Raw genomic sequence first — 14,782 nt, 5'->3', positions numbered from 1 at the left:
CTCCCGTTCTTTAGCGAATCTTGGGACTCGCGCCTTGTTTTAATGGCTGCTTTTGCGGGTAAACCAGCTTTTGAGCAGCAGCGTAACGAGCGCCAGCATCAGCAGCAGGGACGCCACCGCAAACGAAGCGGAAAACTGGTATTCGTTATACAAAATTTCCACGTGCAGCGGCAGCGTGTTGGTTTCCCCACGGATATGGCCGGATACGACGGACACGGCGCCAAATTCCCCCATCGCTCTCGCATTGCACAAAATAATGCCGTACAGCAGTCCCCACTTAATGTTCGGGAGCGTCACTTTCCAGAAGATCCGGAAGCCTCGCGCGCCCAGCGTTACCGCTGCTTCTTCCTCCTGCTGTCCCTGATCCTCCATAAGCGGAATCAGTTCCCTGGCGACGAAGGGGAAGGTGACGAACAAGGTCGCCAAAATGATGCCCGGCAGCGCAAAAATAATCTTTATGTCATGCTCCTGCAGCCATGGCCCAAACCAGCCGTGAACCCCGTAGACGAGCACGTAAATGAGGCCGCCGATGACGGGCGAAACGGCAAAGGGCAGATCGATCAGCGTCACGAGCAACTGCTTGCCGCGAAATTTAAATTTAGTGATCGCCCAGGCGGCCGCCACGCCGAAAATCGTGTTCAGCGGAACGGTGATGACGGCGACGAGCAGCGTCAGCCGCAGCGCCGACAAGGCGTCGGGGTCGCGGATGGCTTCCACGTAAACCCCCCAGCCTTTTTTCAGAGCTTCCGTGATTACGACGGCCAGCGGCAATACGATCAGCCAGATCAGCACCAGCGCCGCAAGGGTGACGAGCACCCATTTCACGGCGCCCGACCCTTTTCGGGTCTGGCGATCGGGCGCAGTAGGCTTATGGGCAGCTAACGGTACAGAACCCGCCATATGATTTCCTCCTCCATGACTGAAATCTCCTGTTTGACCCGTTATCTCGCGGTTTTGCGCACCCGGCGCTGCAGCGAGTTAATCAGCAGCAGCAGCACGAACGAGATGAGCAGCAGGATCAGCGCCACCGCCGTCGCACCGGCGTAGTCAAACTGTTCCAGCTTCGACATGATCAGCAGCGGGGCGATTTCCGTCTTCATCGGCATGTTGCCGGAAATGAACACGACGGAGCCGTACTCCCCGATGCCGCGGGAAAATGCCAGCGCAAACCCGGTGAGCAGCGGCGGCAACAGCTCGGGCAGCACAACTTTGCGGAACGTGCGGAACCGGCTGGCGCCCAGCGTGGCCGCGGCCTCCTCCACTTCGGCGTCGAGGTCCTGAAGCACCGGCTGCACCGTCCGGACGACGAAAGGGATGCCGATAAACATCAGCGCCAGCGTAATCCCTATCGGCGTAAACGCAATGCGGATGCCCAGCGGCTCAAGCAAGGAGCCGATCCAGCCGTTCGACGAGTAAATCGCCGTCAGCGATACTCCCGCCACCGCGGTGGGCAGCGCAAAGGGAAGATCGATCATGGAGTCGAACAATCTTTTTCCGGGGAAATCGTATCTGACCAGCACCCAAGCCAGCAGCAGCCCCAGCACGGCATCGATCAGGCCGGCGGCCGCCGCGGTCAGGAAGCTGACCCGATAAGAGGCCAAGACCCGCGGATCCGTGGCGACATCCCAAAACTTTTCCCAGGTAAGTCCCGTAGAATTCAGCAGCAAGGCGGAGAGCGGGATCAGCACGATCAAGCTCAGATAAAGCACGCTGTATCCCATGGTCAGCCCGAATCCGGGCAGTACTCCGCGCTTTGTGGCGCTACTGTGCATGTTTACTTCATCCTTTCTCCTGTTTCAGGCCCGGGGAGCGGCTCGGCGGTTTGTTCGGCCCGCCTCTCCCGGGACCTATCCTCCGCTTGGTACGGTCGGTTACTTAGGAACGTAAATCTGGCTGAAAATGCCTCCATCGTTAAAATGCTTCTGCTGCGCCTGCGCCCAGCCGCCAAACTCTTCGTCAATCGTAAACAGCTTGATGTCGGGGAACTGGTCGGCAAACTCGGCTTTCACGCTATCCAGCGTCGGCCGGTAATAATTTTCCGCCGCGATCGTCTGTCCTTCCTCCGAGTACAAGTATTTCAGGTAAGCTTCGGCGACTTCCCGGGTTCCGTTCTTGTCGGCGTTTTTGTCCACGACCGCCACGGGAGGTTCGGCCAGGATGCTTTCCGACGGGTAGACGATATCGAATTTGTCCGGGCCGAGCTCTTTTACGGAGAGCCAGGCTTCGTTTTCCCAAGCGAGCAGCACATCGCCGAGTCCGCGTTCGACGAAGGTCGTCGTCGCCCCGCGGGCGCCGCTGTCCAGAACGGGAACGTGCTGGTACAGCTCCTTGACGAATTCCTGCGCTTTGGCCTCATCGTTATTATTATGGTGCAGGGCGTATCCCCATGCCGCCAGGTAGTTCCAGCGGGCGCCGCCCGAGGTTTGCGGGTTCGGCGTAATAACCTCCACCCCGTCTTTGATCAGATCGTCCCAGTCCTTGATCCCTTTCGGATTGCCCTTGCGCACCAAAAACACAATCGTCGAGGTATAAGGGGAACTGTTATGCTCAAATTTCTGCTGCCAGCCCTCGTTGATCAGGCCGCTTTGCTGAATGGCGTCGATATCGTAACCCAACGCCAGCGTAACCACATCCGCCCCCAGGCCGTCGATCACCGCCCGGCTCTGCTTGCCCGAGCCGCCGTGCGACTGCTTGATCGTAACTTTTTGACCCTTCTCTTTCTCCCAATAAGCGGCAAAGGCTGTGTTGTATTTTTCGTAAAGCTCCCGGGTCGGGTCATAGGATACGTTCAGCAGTTCCACTTCCTTAAGCTTCTCCCCGCCGCCTGCAGAACCGGCTTGCGCACTGGCCTCCTCGCCCCGCTTATTATCCGCCGAGCAGGCCGTCATCACCGTCAGCATCGCCAGCACCAAACCCATTAGAACCCCTTGTTTCCACAGTTTGATCATCGTATCACTCCCCTTGCTCTCCTGATAATTTCTTGAAACGCCGGCAAGCTTTATGCCTCCGGCACAGCCCTAAAAGGAGGACGGAGAAACGCCCCAATCCCTACGGTCAAACCGAGCCGCTACCCGTGTCTGCCAAGGCAAGTAGAGCGTTCCTCCGTCCGTACGGTTAGAACATTTTAAATTATTCCTACCTGTTTAGTATGCTATGGTGTTATTTTATTATCGGGAGCCTAAAATTGTCAAACATTTTATTCAAAAAAACCAAATTATTTATAAGCTCCCCTTATATTGCGAAAAGCGAATGTACGAGCCGCAAAAATGGGGGCTGGATATTCGGTGAAATGTAGAGTTTGACGTGGGAGGATCTTCAGCGTTTCGCATGTATGCGTACCGAAGATAAGCCTGGCTAGATATGGTATATGTGGTTAGCAGGTGTGATCGGATTGGGTCAGATGTGGTCAGGTGTTGTCAGGTGTGGTCGGATTGGGTCAGGTTCGCTTAGGGGGGACAGCCGGGTTGGAGTGAGCGGCCGGATCAAACATAGTTGCAACCACAATAGCGGTAAAAAATGTCGCTATATCTCGCTTTTCACGGTCAGCGGGAAAATAGAGGAATTTTTTACCGCTATACTTCGTCCGACGCGTACATTTACTTGATTTCAACCCGTTTCCGAGCACATAGCGACATTTTTTTCCTCTATTTCAACAATGCAGCTCAAATCGAGGAAAATAACGCCATAAATTACCGCTATTCTCAAACGGGGGCGCGGAAAGGACGCAAACGGAATACGCGCCACGCTCCTTCCCGGCATCCCCATTCCCTGCCTCTACAACGCTCCCGGGTTCAGCGGCTCGATGCAAGCGACCTTGGCGATGGCCAGTTCCCGGCCTGCGGGCGACAGCTGGCCCGTTTCCGCATCCCGCCGGAATGCCGCGATATTGCCGCTGTATTGGTTCGCTACCAGTACGTAGCCGTCCAGCACGGCGAAGTTCCGCGGCCAGTTCCCGCCGGTGCCGGTCCATTCCGGGTCGTTAAGCTTGCCGCTGCCCGGATCGATGCGGAAGCGGACGAGGCTGTTGTGCCCCCGGTTGGAGCCGTACAGGAAACGGCCGTCCGGAGACAGGTGAACGTCGGCCGGATAGTTTTCGCCCCGGAAATCCCCGGGCAAAGTACCGACATGCTCCAAGGGCTCCAGGCACCCTTGATCCGGATCGTAAGCGTATACGGTCAGCGTGTTGTTTAATTCGTTTATCCCGTAGGCGTACCGCTCGGAAGGATGAATGGCAAAATGGCGCGGTCCGGAGCCGTCCGGAAGCCGTACCTCCCCGTGCTTGGCAAGCTTTCCGTCCTCCAGCCGGTATATAACGATCCGGTCGGTTCCCAAATCGGAGACGTAAACATACTTCCCGTCCCGGCTGGGAACGGCGCTGTGGGCATGTGGCCCCTCCTGCCGTTCCGGAAGAACGCCGCCGCCTTCGTGCTGAACGTTCGATCGTATCCCCGCCAGCGCTCCATCCTCGCCCAGCGCAAAGCTGTTCACATTGCCGCTGGAATAATTGGAGGCGAGCAGGCAGGCCCCGCCGGCCTTCGCCAATGCGAGATGGCAGGGATCCGCCCCGAGCGTCGGAAGCTCGTTCAGCTTGGTCAAGCCGCCGTCCGCCGGGTCGATCGCAAAACTGACCGCTTTCCCTTCACTCTGTTCGCTGACCGCATAAAGCCGCCATGCCTCCATATCCGCGACCAGGAAAGACGGGTTCGCAATCCCGTCCGTTTGTCCGAGAATACGCATTGCGCCGCTGCGCAAGTCCAGCTCGCATAAATGAATCCCCGGGTCGCCCATCTCCGCGTAAGCGCCTGCAAAAAACAACCGGGAATCCGTTCGCTTAAAAATACTCACCCCATCATTCCTCCTTTGGCTTCCCGCGCTTCCAACAGACCCTCCAGACCCTTCGTATCCTTCAGACCCTGCTTATCCCGCATATTCTGCATATCCTGCATATTCTGCATATTTACCCGTTCCTCATATTTCCCCGTGCAGCGATCTCTTCCGGCCTGGCTGCCGGTTTCGTCCACCATCCGTTTGACCTCCGACAAGGAAAGCTCATCGAAATACGACTCCAGTCGCTGCTCTCCGCCGCTGAAAATCCGGTCCATGACCGTATGCATGTTGGACGATATTTGGCAGGAGGACTTATCGCTGCCGGAGCACCAGCCCGGGTGCAGCGAACCGCGGGCAAACAGGCGGTACAAATCGCCCAAGGTGACCCGCGCAAGTTCCGTGTTGAGCTGGTATCCCCCGCCGGCCCCCTCCTTCGTGGTCACCAATCCGTGCTTTCGCAGCGAACTAAGCACTTTGCGCACGCGGGCCGGATGGGTCGCGACGCTGCAGGCGATTTGCTCGCTGTTGGCCATTTGCTCTCCTTGATTGTCCAGAAACAACAGACAATGGACCGCAACCGTAAATTCGCTATTCATTTTCCTTCCCCCTTACCTTGCAGGTTTGAAACATGAGCGGCCGATTATGTTATAATGTTCTCGCGAAATACTATTAGAGGTTGTTCAAAAAGTCGTCTTTTGATCACGAAGCAGGTCAGGAAGTGGTCTCGACATCGAATCTTGGATTCAGCCGGGCCTTCCGTTGCTCACGTACCCAAAACGTACGCTCCGCTACTCAGTCCCTAGCTTCATCCAACCTTCTCGGTGCTGAAAACCCGACTTTTTGAACACGCACTATTAACAAGTATTTAGTTTTGTCAAACAATAACTTCCTTATATAGAAAGGGATCGATCTCCCATGCATGCGATTAATCCGTCTTACATGCAAATCGCCTTTACCTTCGGCGCCATGGCCATGGCGATTGCCGTGCTGTTTATCCGCCTTAAGGCAAGCCGCAGGCCCGTGACGATCAAGAAAATCATCATCCCCCCGCTCGGCATGACGACCGGGTTCATGATGTTCATCGTTCCCGAGACGCATATTCCCGTCACTTGGGGAATCATCGCCTTTGCTCTCGGCTGGCTGCTGTTCTCTTATCCGCTCATCCGGACCACGAAATTCGAGAAGGTGAACGGGCAGGTTTATGCCCAGCGCTCGCGCAGCTTTATTTTTATTCTGATCGGCCTGCTCGCTGTCCGCATGCTGCTGCACGAAGCGGTGGAGCAATATATCTCCGTGATTCAGACCGGCGCCGTCTTCTTTCTGCTGGCCTACGGAATGATTGTCCGCTGGCGGCTGTTTATGCTGAAGCAATACCGCGCCATGACGGCAAGCCTCGACAACCCTTCCGATTCCGCTTAAAGCTCCGCGGGCTGCGATTCCGTCCAGCCTTCGACCACAGACCGGTTGCGGCCGGCCTCCTTGGCCTTGTACAAGGAGCGGTCGGCGCTGCCGATCAATTCCTGCCCGTCGACCGGATCAAACGGCTGAATGCAGCAGCCCCCGATACTGATCGTGACTGAGCCGGAAACCGCGGAAACTTCGTGGGGGATGGCCAACCCGGACACCGCCCTGCGAAGCCTCTCCGCTATACTCCGGGCTTCCCCGGCGCCGCAATCCGGCAAGATCACGACAAATTCCTCCCCGCCGTAACGCGCCGCAAATCCGCCCATCGCTTGCACCCTCTTGTGGATCGCTTGGGCGATGGAACGCAGCACCTCGTCTCCGCCCTGATGTCCATAGTGGTCATTGTAGGCTTTAAAACAGTCCACATCGATAATCAGCAGCGACAAGGACGTCGATCTATCCCCCGGCGATACCATTTCCCGCGACAAAATCTCATCAAACCGGCGGCGGTTCGGAATTCCGGTCAACCCGTCCAATTGGGTCAGCCGGGTTAATTTCTCGTTGGCCTTCTCCAGTTCGATGCCGGACGCAATCAATTGCCGATGCTGTTCCGAAAGCCGGATAAAAAGCCGGTTTACTTCGTTAACCACCGAGCAGATTACGACCGTTGCCGCTACGACCGAGTTGATTTTGGCCATGTACCAGCCGAGCGAAAAGCGGGTGCCGGCCAGCAAGGTCAGCGTCACGTCCATCAGAAGCCCAATGATCGCCACCGTCAGCCATAAGTGCAGGACCGTGTGGCCTTTGTTTCGCAAGGCCATCACGAGCAGTGCCGCCAAGTTCAGCAGCCATACGGCAGGGCCGAGTCCGGTCGAATTTAACTGCCGGTAATCGCTGTATCGAATAATTTCGGGCAAGGCCCGCTCCCCAAAGATCGACAAATCAATGAGCCCAAGCGCAAGCAGCAGAGTAAACGAAATCCCTGCCACGCCCCAATTGAAAATATGCTCCTTTTTCCCGATCGGCTTCGGCCATATCGATTGCGTGAGCACGTACAATAATATACCCAAAGAAAAACCGCTATGCCAAAACACCCACAACCATCCCGCGGCCTGGCTGCGCTCGCCAAAATACCAGGCATCGGAAAACAGGCCCGGAAACGTAATGATATGTGCGGCGGTAATGATTCCGGTAAACAGATAGGTACAGGACAAGACCAGCAGCGACGGAATCCCGGACGCCCGGTATTGGCTGTAGGCGATAAAGGCGGTAAGCAGATCCCCGAAGATCAGCCAGGCGATGGCGGCGGCAAAAAAAAGCTCCAGCCCGGGCGAATTTCTCAAACCGAGCGGAATCGCCGCCATCGACATGGCCACGATCAAAATGGCCAGAAAAACCGCGAATTTTCTTTGCTTGCTTCCGGAGGGAATGTCGAAAACCTGCGATGCCACCTTGTAATTTCCATGCATAGGCGGGCAAATTCCCCCCTTCTGGTTGTTTTTCGTGTAGTACCTCCAACATAGTGGATTTTAAATGGAGATGCAATCTTTTTCTCCCGGCTGCCGCAAAACGGCAAACAGCCGCATTCGCTTTGGGGCGAACACGGCTGTTTGGGGGCAAGCAACGGTATTTATACAAAAATCGGATTAGCCTAGGAAGACGTTCTGGGATCGAAGGTGGGATTTTTCAGTTGAGGCAGCATCCTCATCCCCTTCTCCATTTCCGAAGAGCATAAAGGACATACCGGCGTGTAGTCGAACGTAAAATTGTCCCGCATCCAGCCGTTGCAATCCTCGCTGGTGCATGACCAGACCGGGGTGTTCTCCTCGGGAATTTCCTCCAACGGTTTTTTACGGTAGCTCATCATTTTCCTCCTCAAAATGGATGTTGGTCAACCAATTCGGCAAGCAGCCAAACGCCGCTTGTATGAGCTGAATAAAAACGGCTCCTGGCGCTATTGGGGCACACCAAGAGCGTTGAGCCTATCAAAAAAAATCACACATTGAAAAAAGTTCCATCCGCAAAAGCGGCACCCTTTCAATACGTGAAATATCACGTTTTCAAACCATCTATTGGTTCAATTATAACGGTTTTCCAAATAGAAAGCAAATCTCCTGATATTTCAAACCTCCTCCCTTTGCCGGGCTGGACAGACGCGCCGGAGAAAATTATAATGACTATTGAACTCTGCAGTTGAATCGTTCAGGGGTGCTGGAATCGGCCGGCTGAGATTGTATCCCTCCAAGATACTGACCCTTAAACCTGATCTGGATAATGCCAGCGTAGGGAGCCGTCATGGATGGAATGATTTTGGATGTTTTAAATTCCGCCCGCCGATCAGCGTCCCGAATCCGGGACGCTTTTTTATTGTCCGGACCTTATGGCCATAAAGCTTTCGGGCGCCTTCAGGTTATAGATGAACACAACTAGCGGAAATTTAACGAAATGAAGGAGAGAATGGCTGTGAAAAGAAAAAAACGGACTTCCCTGGCGGCGGCCCTATCCTGCCTCCTGCTGGTCCTGGCCGGCTGCGGCGGCCAAGCCGCCGGCGGCAGCGAAGGCAATCCGGCCGCGGGTGCCGCCGCGGACAATGGAGGGGCCAAGGCGCCGCGCGACGTTAAGCTCGTGCTCGACTGGAGCCCCAACACGAACCATACCGGTTTATACGTCGCCAAAGAGCTGGGATATTTCAAGGAGGAAGGCCTGAACGTGGATATCGTGCTCCCCGGCTCCGGCGGCGCGGAAGCGATGGTCGCTTCCGGCGAGGCGCCGTTTGGCGTCAGCGTGCAGGAGAACGTCACGCAGAGCCGGACGCAAGGCGTTCCGCTCGTATCGATCGCGGCCGTCATTCAGCACAACACCTCCGGCTTCGCCGCTCCGGCCGGCAAAAACATCAAATCGCCGAAGGATTTTGAAGGCAAAACGTACGGCGGTTGGGGATCTCCGGTAGAAGAGGCCGTCATGAAGTCGATCATGGACCTGGAAGGCGCCGACGTCGGCAAAGTCAAATTCCTCAACATCGGGGATGCCGACTACTTCACCGCCGTGAAGCGCGACATCGACTTCGCCTGGATTTTCTACGCCTGGACCGGCATTGAAGCGGAGCTCCGGGGCGAGCCGCTCGATATGCTGTACGTCAAGGACTACTCCGATAAGCTCGACTATTACACGCCGGTTATCGTGACGAACGAGAAAACGATCGCAAACGATCCGGAGCTGGTCAAATCGTTTATGCGCGCCGTGTCCAAAGGATACAATTACGCCGCCGATCATCCGGACGAAGCCGCGCAAATTTTGCTGAAGGCGGTGCCTGAACTGGACCATGACCTGGTCGTCGCCAGCCAGAAGTGGCTTAGCCCGAAATACCGCGATGACGCGGCCCGCTGGGGCGAGCAGAAAAAGGAAGTATGGCAGAACTACTCCGACTGGATGCACGAGCGCGGGCTGCTGGAGAAGCCGCTTGATGTCGGCGCCGCGTTTACAAACGATTTTTTGCCTGCCGAGTAAAAAGAAAAATAAACCCAAGAAAGGATGCTGAATTTTATGCCAAATGCACTGCTTAGCATTCAGATCATTCCGAAAACGCCAAACGGCGAAGACGTCATTCCGTATGTCGACCGCGCAATCGAGGTCATTCAGGCCTCCGGGGTCAAATATCAGGTGAATCCGCTGGAGACCACGATGGAGGGCGATTTGGACGAGCTGCTGGCCATCGTCAAAAAGATGAACGAAGCCGTTATCGAGTTTGGCAGCACCGGAATCATTTCGCAGATTAAAATCTCCTACAACCCGCAGGGCGTCAGCATGGATAAGCTGACCGCGAAATACCGCCCATGAATTTCCGCAGCCTGTGGAACAGCGTATGGCCGCCGCTTGCGGCGGTCATCCTGTTTTTGCTTGTTTGGCAAGGGGCTACGATCTTCTTCAATATTGATAAATGGGTTTTGCCCAGCCCGCTCGACATCGGCCGCGAAGCGGCTGCCGAGGCGGCCGGTTTAAGGGAGCATACCTTCGCTACGCTGCGCCTGATGCTGGCCGGATTCGCCATCGGCACGCTGGTCGGCCTGCTGGTCGCTTTTGCGCTGCATTATGTGCCGTTTCTGAAAGCATCGCTTTACCCGCTGATCATCTTGAGCCAAAACGTGCCCAGCATCGCGCTGGCTCCGCTGCTTATGATCTGGTTCGGCTTCGGCATGCTGCCCAAAATCATCGTCATTACGCTCGTCTGCTTTTTCCCCGTGGCCGTTGCCGCCATGGACGGACTGGACCGCACGGACCGGGTGATGCTGAACTACATGCGGATGATCGGGGCGTCCAAAGGCCAGATTTTTCGCAAACTGGAAGTCCCCCATGCCCTTCCCGCCATCCTCTCCGGCGTAAAAATCGCCGCGACCTATAGTGTGATGGGGGCCGTTATCGCCGAATGGATCGGCGCGGACAAAGGGATCGGCTACTATATGCTGCTGCAAAAATCGTCGTTTCGCACGGATAAAATTTTCGTTGCCATCGCCATCATCGTCGCCATCAGCCTGGCCATGTTCGTCTGCGTCGCCCTGCTGGAAAAATGGCTGGTCCGTTACAAGCCGGCGAACGGGAAAGATCATTAAAGCATGCGCCGTAAAAAAACAACCATCATCCGTTTGGCGGAAGAAAGGGGAGGTGCCCGCATGAATGCTCATATCGGAGAACAAACGGCTGCCCCGTTAGCGCTTGAGGTGCGCCATATCCACAAAACGTTTCGTGAACGTCGCAAGGAAGTTCCCGTCCTGCGGGATATTTCGCTGGAGGTGCGCGCCGGCGAATTCGTCTCTATCATCGGCCCGTCCGGCTGCGGCAAAAGCACCTTGTTCCACATTGTCGGCGGTTTGACCGCCCCCGGTCAAGGAGAGGTCTATTTGCAGGGCGCCAAGGTGACCGGACAGCGCGGCCACATCAGCTATGTGCCGCAGCAGCCGGCGCTGTTCCCGTGGCGCAGCATCGAGGACAACGTCGTGCTGGCGCGGGAGATCGCCGGAATGAAGCGCGCGGGCTCGCGGAGCGAAGTGCGGGAATGGCTGGAGAAAGCGGGGCTGGGCGGCTTTGAAAAAGCGTATCCCCATACGCTGTCCGGCGGCATGCAGCAGCGTGCTTCCTTCCTGCGGGGCTTGCTCGCTCCCCAGGAGGTGATGTGCCTGGACGAGCCGTTTAGCGCGCTGGACGCCTTGACGCGCAGCGACATGCAGCGCTGGCTGCTGGAAATGTGGGAGGAAAACAAACGCTCCGTCCTGCTGATCACACACAGCATAGACGAAGCGCTGATGTTGTCGGATACGATTTATCTGTTTTCGGGCCGTCCGGCCGGGGTGCTGCATACCGTCAAAGTCCCCTTTCCGCGCCCGCGCCGCGAGGATGTGGCCGAAGACCCGCTGTTCCTCGAGCTGAAGCGCGACATCGCCCAGCGCATGGCCGCGGAACAGCAGCGCCAAAATTAAAGCATCGAATAAATGTTCAGCATGTCGTCGGACAGCTTCATCAATGCGTGAACGATGTCGGGGTCGAATTGCGTCCCGCTGTGCCGCAGCAGCTCCAGCTTGGCCTCGCTCATCGTCAGCCTTTTCAGGCGGTAATGCCTGTCCGATGTCATGGAATCGAACGCGTCGACCACGGAACAGACCCGCGCGTTAAAAGGAATCTCCTCTTCTTTTAAGCCGTCGGGATACCCGCCTCCGTCCCAACGCTCATGATGCCATCGAACGACAGCGACAATATCCGGCCCAAAGGCCGGATTCACCTCCACCAACTCGGCGCCAACCACCGGATGAAGCTTGATGATATTCCACTGCCGCTGCGTCAAAGGCCCGCAATGCTCGATAATGTCGCGCGGTATCATCGTTTTTCCGATGTCGTGCATGAAGCAGCCCCGTATTAAACTGTCCTTCTCCGCCCCGCCGATGCCCAGCGGCTCCGCAATCTTCTCCGCAAGCATGGCTACCCGTACGCAGTGATGATAGGTTTCTGGATGTTTTCGCATGAGCATGTCAAACCACTTCACCGTATCGGGGTTATTATCCGTATACAAGTCATCCACGAATTCATTCGGACCAATCAACAAGTTTTGCCCCCTAAACCCTGTGTCGTCACTTGCCCGTCATATTCCTAGGTGGTTTTTCTAACATCAACGCTACAGGTCAATAAGAAAAAATCACGATTTTCCGTCAACTTTCACCGCGCATCACCTCATAATTTCAGAGCCAACGGTCAAAAAACGGTAAATGTCGTACAATAACAATTATGCGACATCAATCAGGAAGAAACTGGTCGAAATGTGGCAAGGATTGTAATTCATTTATGTTACATTATAGGACAAAAGAGCGAAATTTGCATTAAAATTAGTCCGAAAATAGAGAAAAAGAACTATTGTTTTTGTTCTATAAACTCCATCAGGCAGTCCTGAACGAAGTCAGGCGCCGCTTTTTTCATCTGCTCCACGGTGTGAAGATAGCGCTGTGTCGTGTTTATATGCGCATGTCCGAGCGTTTCTTGCACTTGCTGCAGCGACGCGCCCTGAAGCAGCGCCAGCGTTGCATTCGTATGACGCAGCCAGTGCGGTGTCGGTTCTTTACTGATGTTGCTCCGCTGAGCTGCCCGTTTAATGATGCGTTCGATTTGCCTTGGCGTAATCGGAAAAAGCCGCAACTCCGCTTCTGGTTCGTCACAATTCGACAAATTTTGAGCGTGTTGCTGATACAATCTCCATAACTGCGGGGGAATTTTGACCTCTCTGCTTTTTCCCCTTTTGGCGTGGGAAATCGTTAACCAGATCGAGGTCTCCATCGGATCGGTATGAAAGTCTCCCCACTTGATCCCGGTGAGTTCCGAAACGCGCAGGCCAAGCAGCACAAGGGACAGGCCGATGAGGTAATTCCGTAGGCTCTCTTTTCGCAAACTGTTCAGCAGCCTGCCTACTTCGTTCCGCGTCAAATAATGCTTCCGGCTCGTTACCACCGTCGTCGGGATGCGGATGTTTAGAGTCGGATTATGATCAAAAATTCCTATGCCCCGGTCGCTTCCCCATTTATAAAAAGACTTCAAAGGCGCTATGAATGCGGCGACGCTTGCGGGGGCCAACGGTTTTCCGGACTCGCGGTAAATGCCGTGCGTCAAATAAATTTTGTAAGCTTCGATTTCCCTCCAGGTCACATCCTTAAACGGCATGCCCGATAAAAAACGCCTGAATTGTTCCAACGCACGATAGTAATTCCTACGTGTATTCGGCGCGTTTGAGCAAGCGGTCAAAAACATTTGGATGATCTGCTCGTCGTGATAGTCTTGATTTGAAAAATGGAACGGATATTGTTCAGTAACTGCCGTCAAAAAATTCTGTTGCATTATCTTGTGTACCTCCTGTTGGCGATGTATAGTGTCGCATAATTGTTATTGTACGACATGAATAATCTTGTCATAAGAAAATATGTGAGATCACGGTAAAATCCGGTCGGCAAGGTAGTTTTCATGGATTGCAAAGCGGTGCTCCGCGCTGACACATGCCTACATAAAGAGGTATAATTAGGGGCATATACCACCGCTTGAAAGAAGGAGATAAAATGTCCTCCAAACTGCCGGGTTTACCGCTGGAAGCGCAGTGGCCGAAAATTGATGCTCACGTTCATATAGATTTGTATGACGAGGCAGACCGGGAGAAGCTGCTGCAGGAGATGCCTGAAGACAAGGTGGAGGCCGTGATCGCCGTATCGATGAACCTGGCTTCCTCCCGGCTCAATTTGTCTTTCGCCGAGCGATATCCCGGCCTCGTTTATCCGGCGTTCGGTTATCATCCCGAACAGCCCGTGCCGACCGAAGACGAAGCCGACCGGCTCTTGAACTGGATGGAGGAGCATGCCCGCGAAATGATCGCCGTCGGCGAAATCGGGCTCCCCTACTATCTGCGCAAGGAAGCTTTAGAAGAAGGCAGGCCTTTCGATCTTGAACCTTATCTTGAGCTGCTGGAGAGGCTGATGCTTGCGGCAAAACGCTGGAATAAACCCGTTGTGCTGCACGCCGTTTACGAAGACGCCGAGCTCGTCTGCGACATGCTGGAACGCCATGGGCTGACTCGGGCCCACTTCCATTGGTTTAAAGGGGCGGAGCATACGGTCCGCCGCATGGCGGATCGCGGCTACTACATCTCGTTTACGCCGGATATTCTGTATGAGCGGGACATTCAGGAATTGGCCGGCGTCTATCCGGCAGACCTGGTCATGGCCGAAACCGATGGCCCTTGGCCTTTTGAAGGGCCTTTCTCCGGCCGGCTCACCCGGCCGGCGATGGTGGGGCACGTCGCCGCCGCCTGGGCCGGCATTCACGGGATTGCCCCGGAGGAAGCCGCCGCAGGACTTTACCGGAATACCCGCCGTTTTTACGGGATATGACTATGACGTTTCCGCGGCGGCGTTCTTCTGGCGCCGTTTAGCGTTGGCCCAGGGGCCATGGACGGGCGGGCTCCCGCCTCGCTGCAGTTAGGCGCACTTTTGTCTCGCAACGGACCGGAAAGCCGCTATTCGCAAAATCCCAC

At 55.4% G+C, this 14,782-nt stretch carries 15 protein-coding genes and 1 riboswitch; of the genes, 6 read left to right on the top strand and 9 right to left on the bottom strand.

Annotated features, from left to right (window positions below; all coding sequences use genetic code 11):
- Positions 1 to 39: 39 nt before the first annotated feature.
- From cysW to NYE69_RS06420, 5 genes are all read right to left on the bottom strand, one after another.
- The gene (gene cysW, locus NYE69_RS06440) at positions 40 to 900 is read right to left on the bottom strand and encodes a sulfate ABC transporter permease subunit CysW (RefSeq protein ID WP_124332791.1); all 861 of its coding nucleotides are present in this window, start codon (positions 898 to 900) and stop codon (positions 40 to 42) included.
- A 41-nt stretch (positions 901 to 941) separates the two neighbouring features.
- Positions 942 to 1,772: a sulfate ABC transporter permease subunit CysT gene (gene cysT / locus NYE69_RS06435; RefSeq protein ID WP_124332792.1), complete on the bottom strand. Its 831-nt coding sequence runs from the start codon at positions 1,770 to 1,772 to the stop codon at positions 942 to 944.
- A gap of 99 nt (positions 1,773 to 1,871) precedes the next feature.
- Positions 1,872 to 2,948 carry a sulfate ABC transporter substrate-binding protein gene (locus NYE69_RS06430; RefSeq protein ID WP_340925234.1) on the bottom strand — a complete coding sequence of 359 codons (1,077 nt, stop codon included), beginning with the start codon at positions 2,946 to 2,948 and terminating at the stop codon, positions 1,872 to 1,874.
- Positions 2,949 to 3,774: 826 nt separating this feature from the next.
- Positions 3,775 to 4,845, bottom strand: coding sequence for a lactonase family protein (locus tag NYE69_RS06425; protein ID WP_340925232.1), 1,071 nt, complete (start codon positions 4,843 to 4,845; stop codon positions 3,775 to 3,777).
- The gene (locus NYE69_RS06420) at positions 4,842 to 5,423 is read right to left on the bottom strand and encodes an Rrf2 family transcriptional regulator (RefSeq protein WP_340925230.1); all 582 of its coding nucleotides are present in this window, start codon (positions 5,421 to 5,423) and stop codon (positions 4,842 to 4,844) included. Before NYE69_RS06420 ends, NYE69_RS06425 begins: the two co-directional genes overlap by 4 nt.
- Before the next feature lie 319 nt (positions 5,424 to 5,742).
- Between NYE69_RS06420 and NYE69_RS06415 the strand changes: the two genes are divergently transcribed.
- Positions 5,743 to 6,246 carry a CcdC family protein gene (locus NYE69_RS06415; protein ID WP_036626484.1) on the top strand — a complete coding sequence of 168 codons (504 nt, stop codon included), beginning with the start codon at positions 5,743 to 5,745 and terminating at the stop codon, positions 6,244 to 6,246.
- Here NYE69_RS06415 and NYE69_RS06410 read toward each other — a convergent pair.
- Both NYE69_RS06410 and NYE69_RS06405 read right to left on the bottom strand, forming a co-directional pair.
- Positions 6,243 to 7,700 carry a GGDEF domain-containing protein gene (locus NYE69_RS06410; protein ID WP_155621405.1) on the bottom strand — a complete coding sequence of 486 codons (1,458 nt, stop codon included), beginning with the start codon at positions 7,698 to 7,700 and terminating at the stop codon, positions 6,243 to 6,245. The genes NYE69_RS06415 and NYE69_RS06410 overlap by 4 nt on opposite strands.
- Before the next feature lie 182 nt (positions 7,701 to 7,882).
- The gene (locus NYE69_RS06405) at positions 7,883 to 8,095 is read right to left on the bottom strand and encodes a cold-shock protein (RefSeq protein WP_036626486.1); all 213 of its coding nucleotides are present in this window, start codon (positions 8,093 to 8,095) and stop codon (positions 7,883 to 7,885) included.
- Positions 8,096 to 8,425: 330 nt separating this feature from the next.
- Positions 8,426 to 8,536: riboswitch (TPP riboswitch) on the top strand.
- Positions 8,537 to 8,688: 152 nt separating this feature from the next.
- Here NYE69_RS06405 and NYE69_RS06400 point away from each other — a divergent pair.
- The 4 genes from NYE69_RS06400 to NYE69_RS06385 are packed head-to-tail and all read left to right on the top strand — an operon-like array spanning position 8,689 to position 11,702.
- On the top strand, positions 8,689 to 9,738 hold the full coding sequence (locus NYE69_RS06400) for an ABC transporter substrate-binding protein (protein ID WP_115311250.1): 1,050 nt from the start codon (positions 8,689 to 8,691) through the stop codon (positions 9,736 to 9,738).
- 36 nt (positions 9,739 to 9,774) lie between these two features.
- Positions 9,775 to 10,068: an MTH1187 family thiamine-binding protein gene (locus NYE69_RS06395; protein WP_036626488.1), complete on the top strand. Its 294-nt coding sequence runs from the start codon at positions 9,775 to 9,777 to the stop codon at positions 10,066 to 10,068.
- A complete protein-coding gene (locus NYE69_RS06390) occupies positions 10,065 to 10,838 on the top strand; it encodes an ABC transporter permease (protein ID WP_316561182.1) in 774 nt (257 codons plus the stop codon). The genes NYE69_RS06395 and NYE69_RS06390 overlap by 4 nt, the downstream gene beginning before the upstream one ends.
- A gap of 60 nt (positions 10,839 to 10,898) precedes the next feature.
- Positions 10,899 to 11,702 carry an ABC transporter ATP-binding protein gene (locus NYE69_RS06385; RefSeq protein ID WP_036626491.1) on the top strand — a complete coding sequence of 268 codons (804 nt, stop codon included), beginning with the start codon at positions 10,899 to 10,901 and terminating at the stop codon, positions 11,700 to 11,702.
- On the opposite strand, the gene NYE69_RS06380 is transcribed toward NYE69_RS06385, so the two are convergent.
- A complete protein-coding gene (locus NYE69_RS06380) occupies positions 11,699 to 12,322 on the bottom strand; it encodes an HD-GYP domain-containing protein (RefSeq protein WP_227872867.1) in 624 nt (207 codons plus the stop codon). The genes NYE69_RS06385 and NYE69_RS06380 overlap by 4 nt on opposite strands.
- A 302-nt stretch (positions 12,323 to 12,624) precedes the next feature.
- On the bottom strand, positions 12,625 to 13,599 hold the full coding sequence (locus NYE69_RS06375; RefSeq protein WP_036626492.1) for a tyrosine-type recombinase/integrase: 975 nt from the start codon (positions 13,597 to 13,599) through the stop codon (positions 12,625 to 12,627).
- Between the two features lie 215 nt (positions 13,600 to 13,814).
- Between NYE69_RS06375 and NYE69_RS06370 the strand changes: the two genes are divergently transcribed.
- Positions 13,815 to 14,639, top strand: a complete 825-nt coding sequence (locus NYE69_RS06370; RefSeq protein WP_051985736.1) for a TatD family hydrolase — start codon at positions 13,815 to 13,817, stop codon at positions 14,637 to 14,639.
- The last annotated feature ends 143 nt before the right edge of the window (positions 14,640 to 14,782 follow it).

This window comes from Paenibacillus sp. FSL R5-0527 (genome assembly GCF_038008055.1).
Lineage (GTDB): Bacteria > Bacillota > Bacilli > Paenibacillales > Paenibacillaceae > Fontibacillus > Fontibacillus macerans.
The sequence above is the reverse complement of the archived record's forward strand: the minus strand, read 5'-3'. Positions and strand labels throughout refer to the sequence as shown.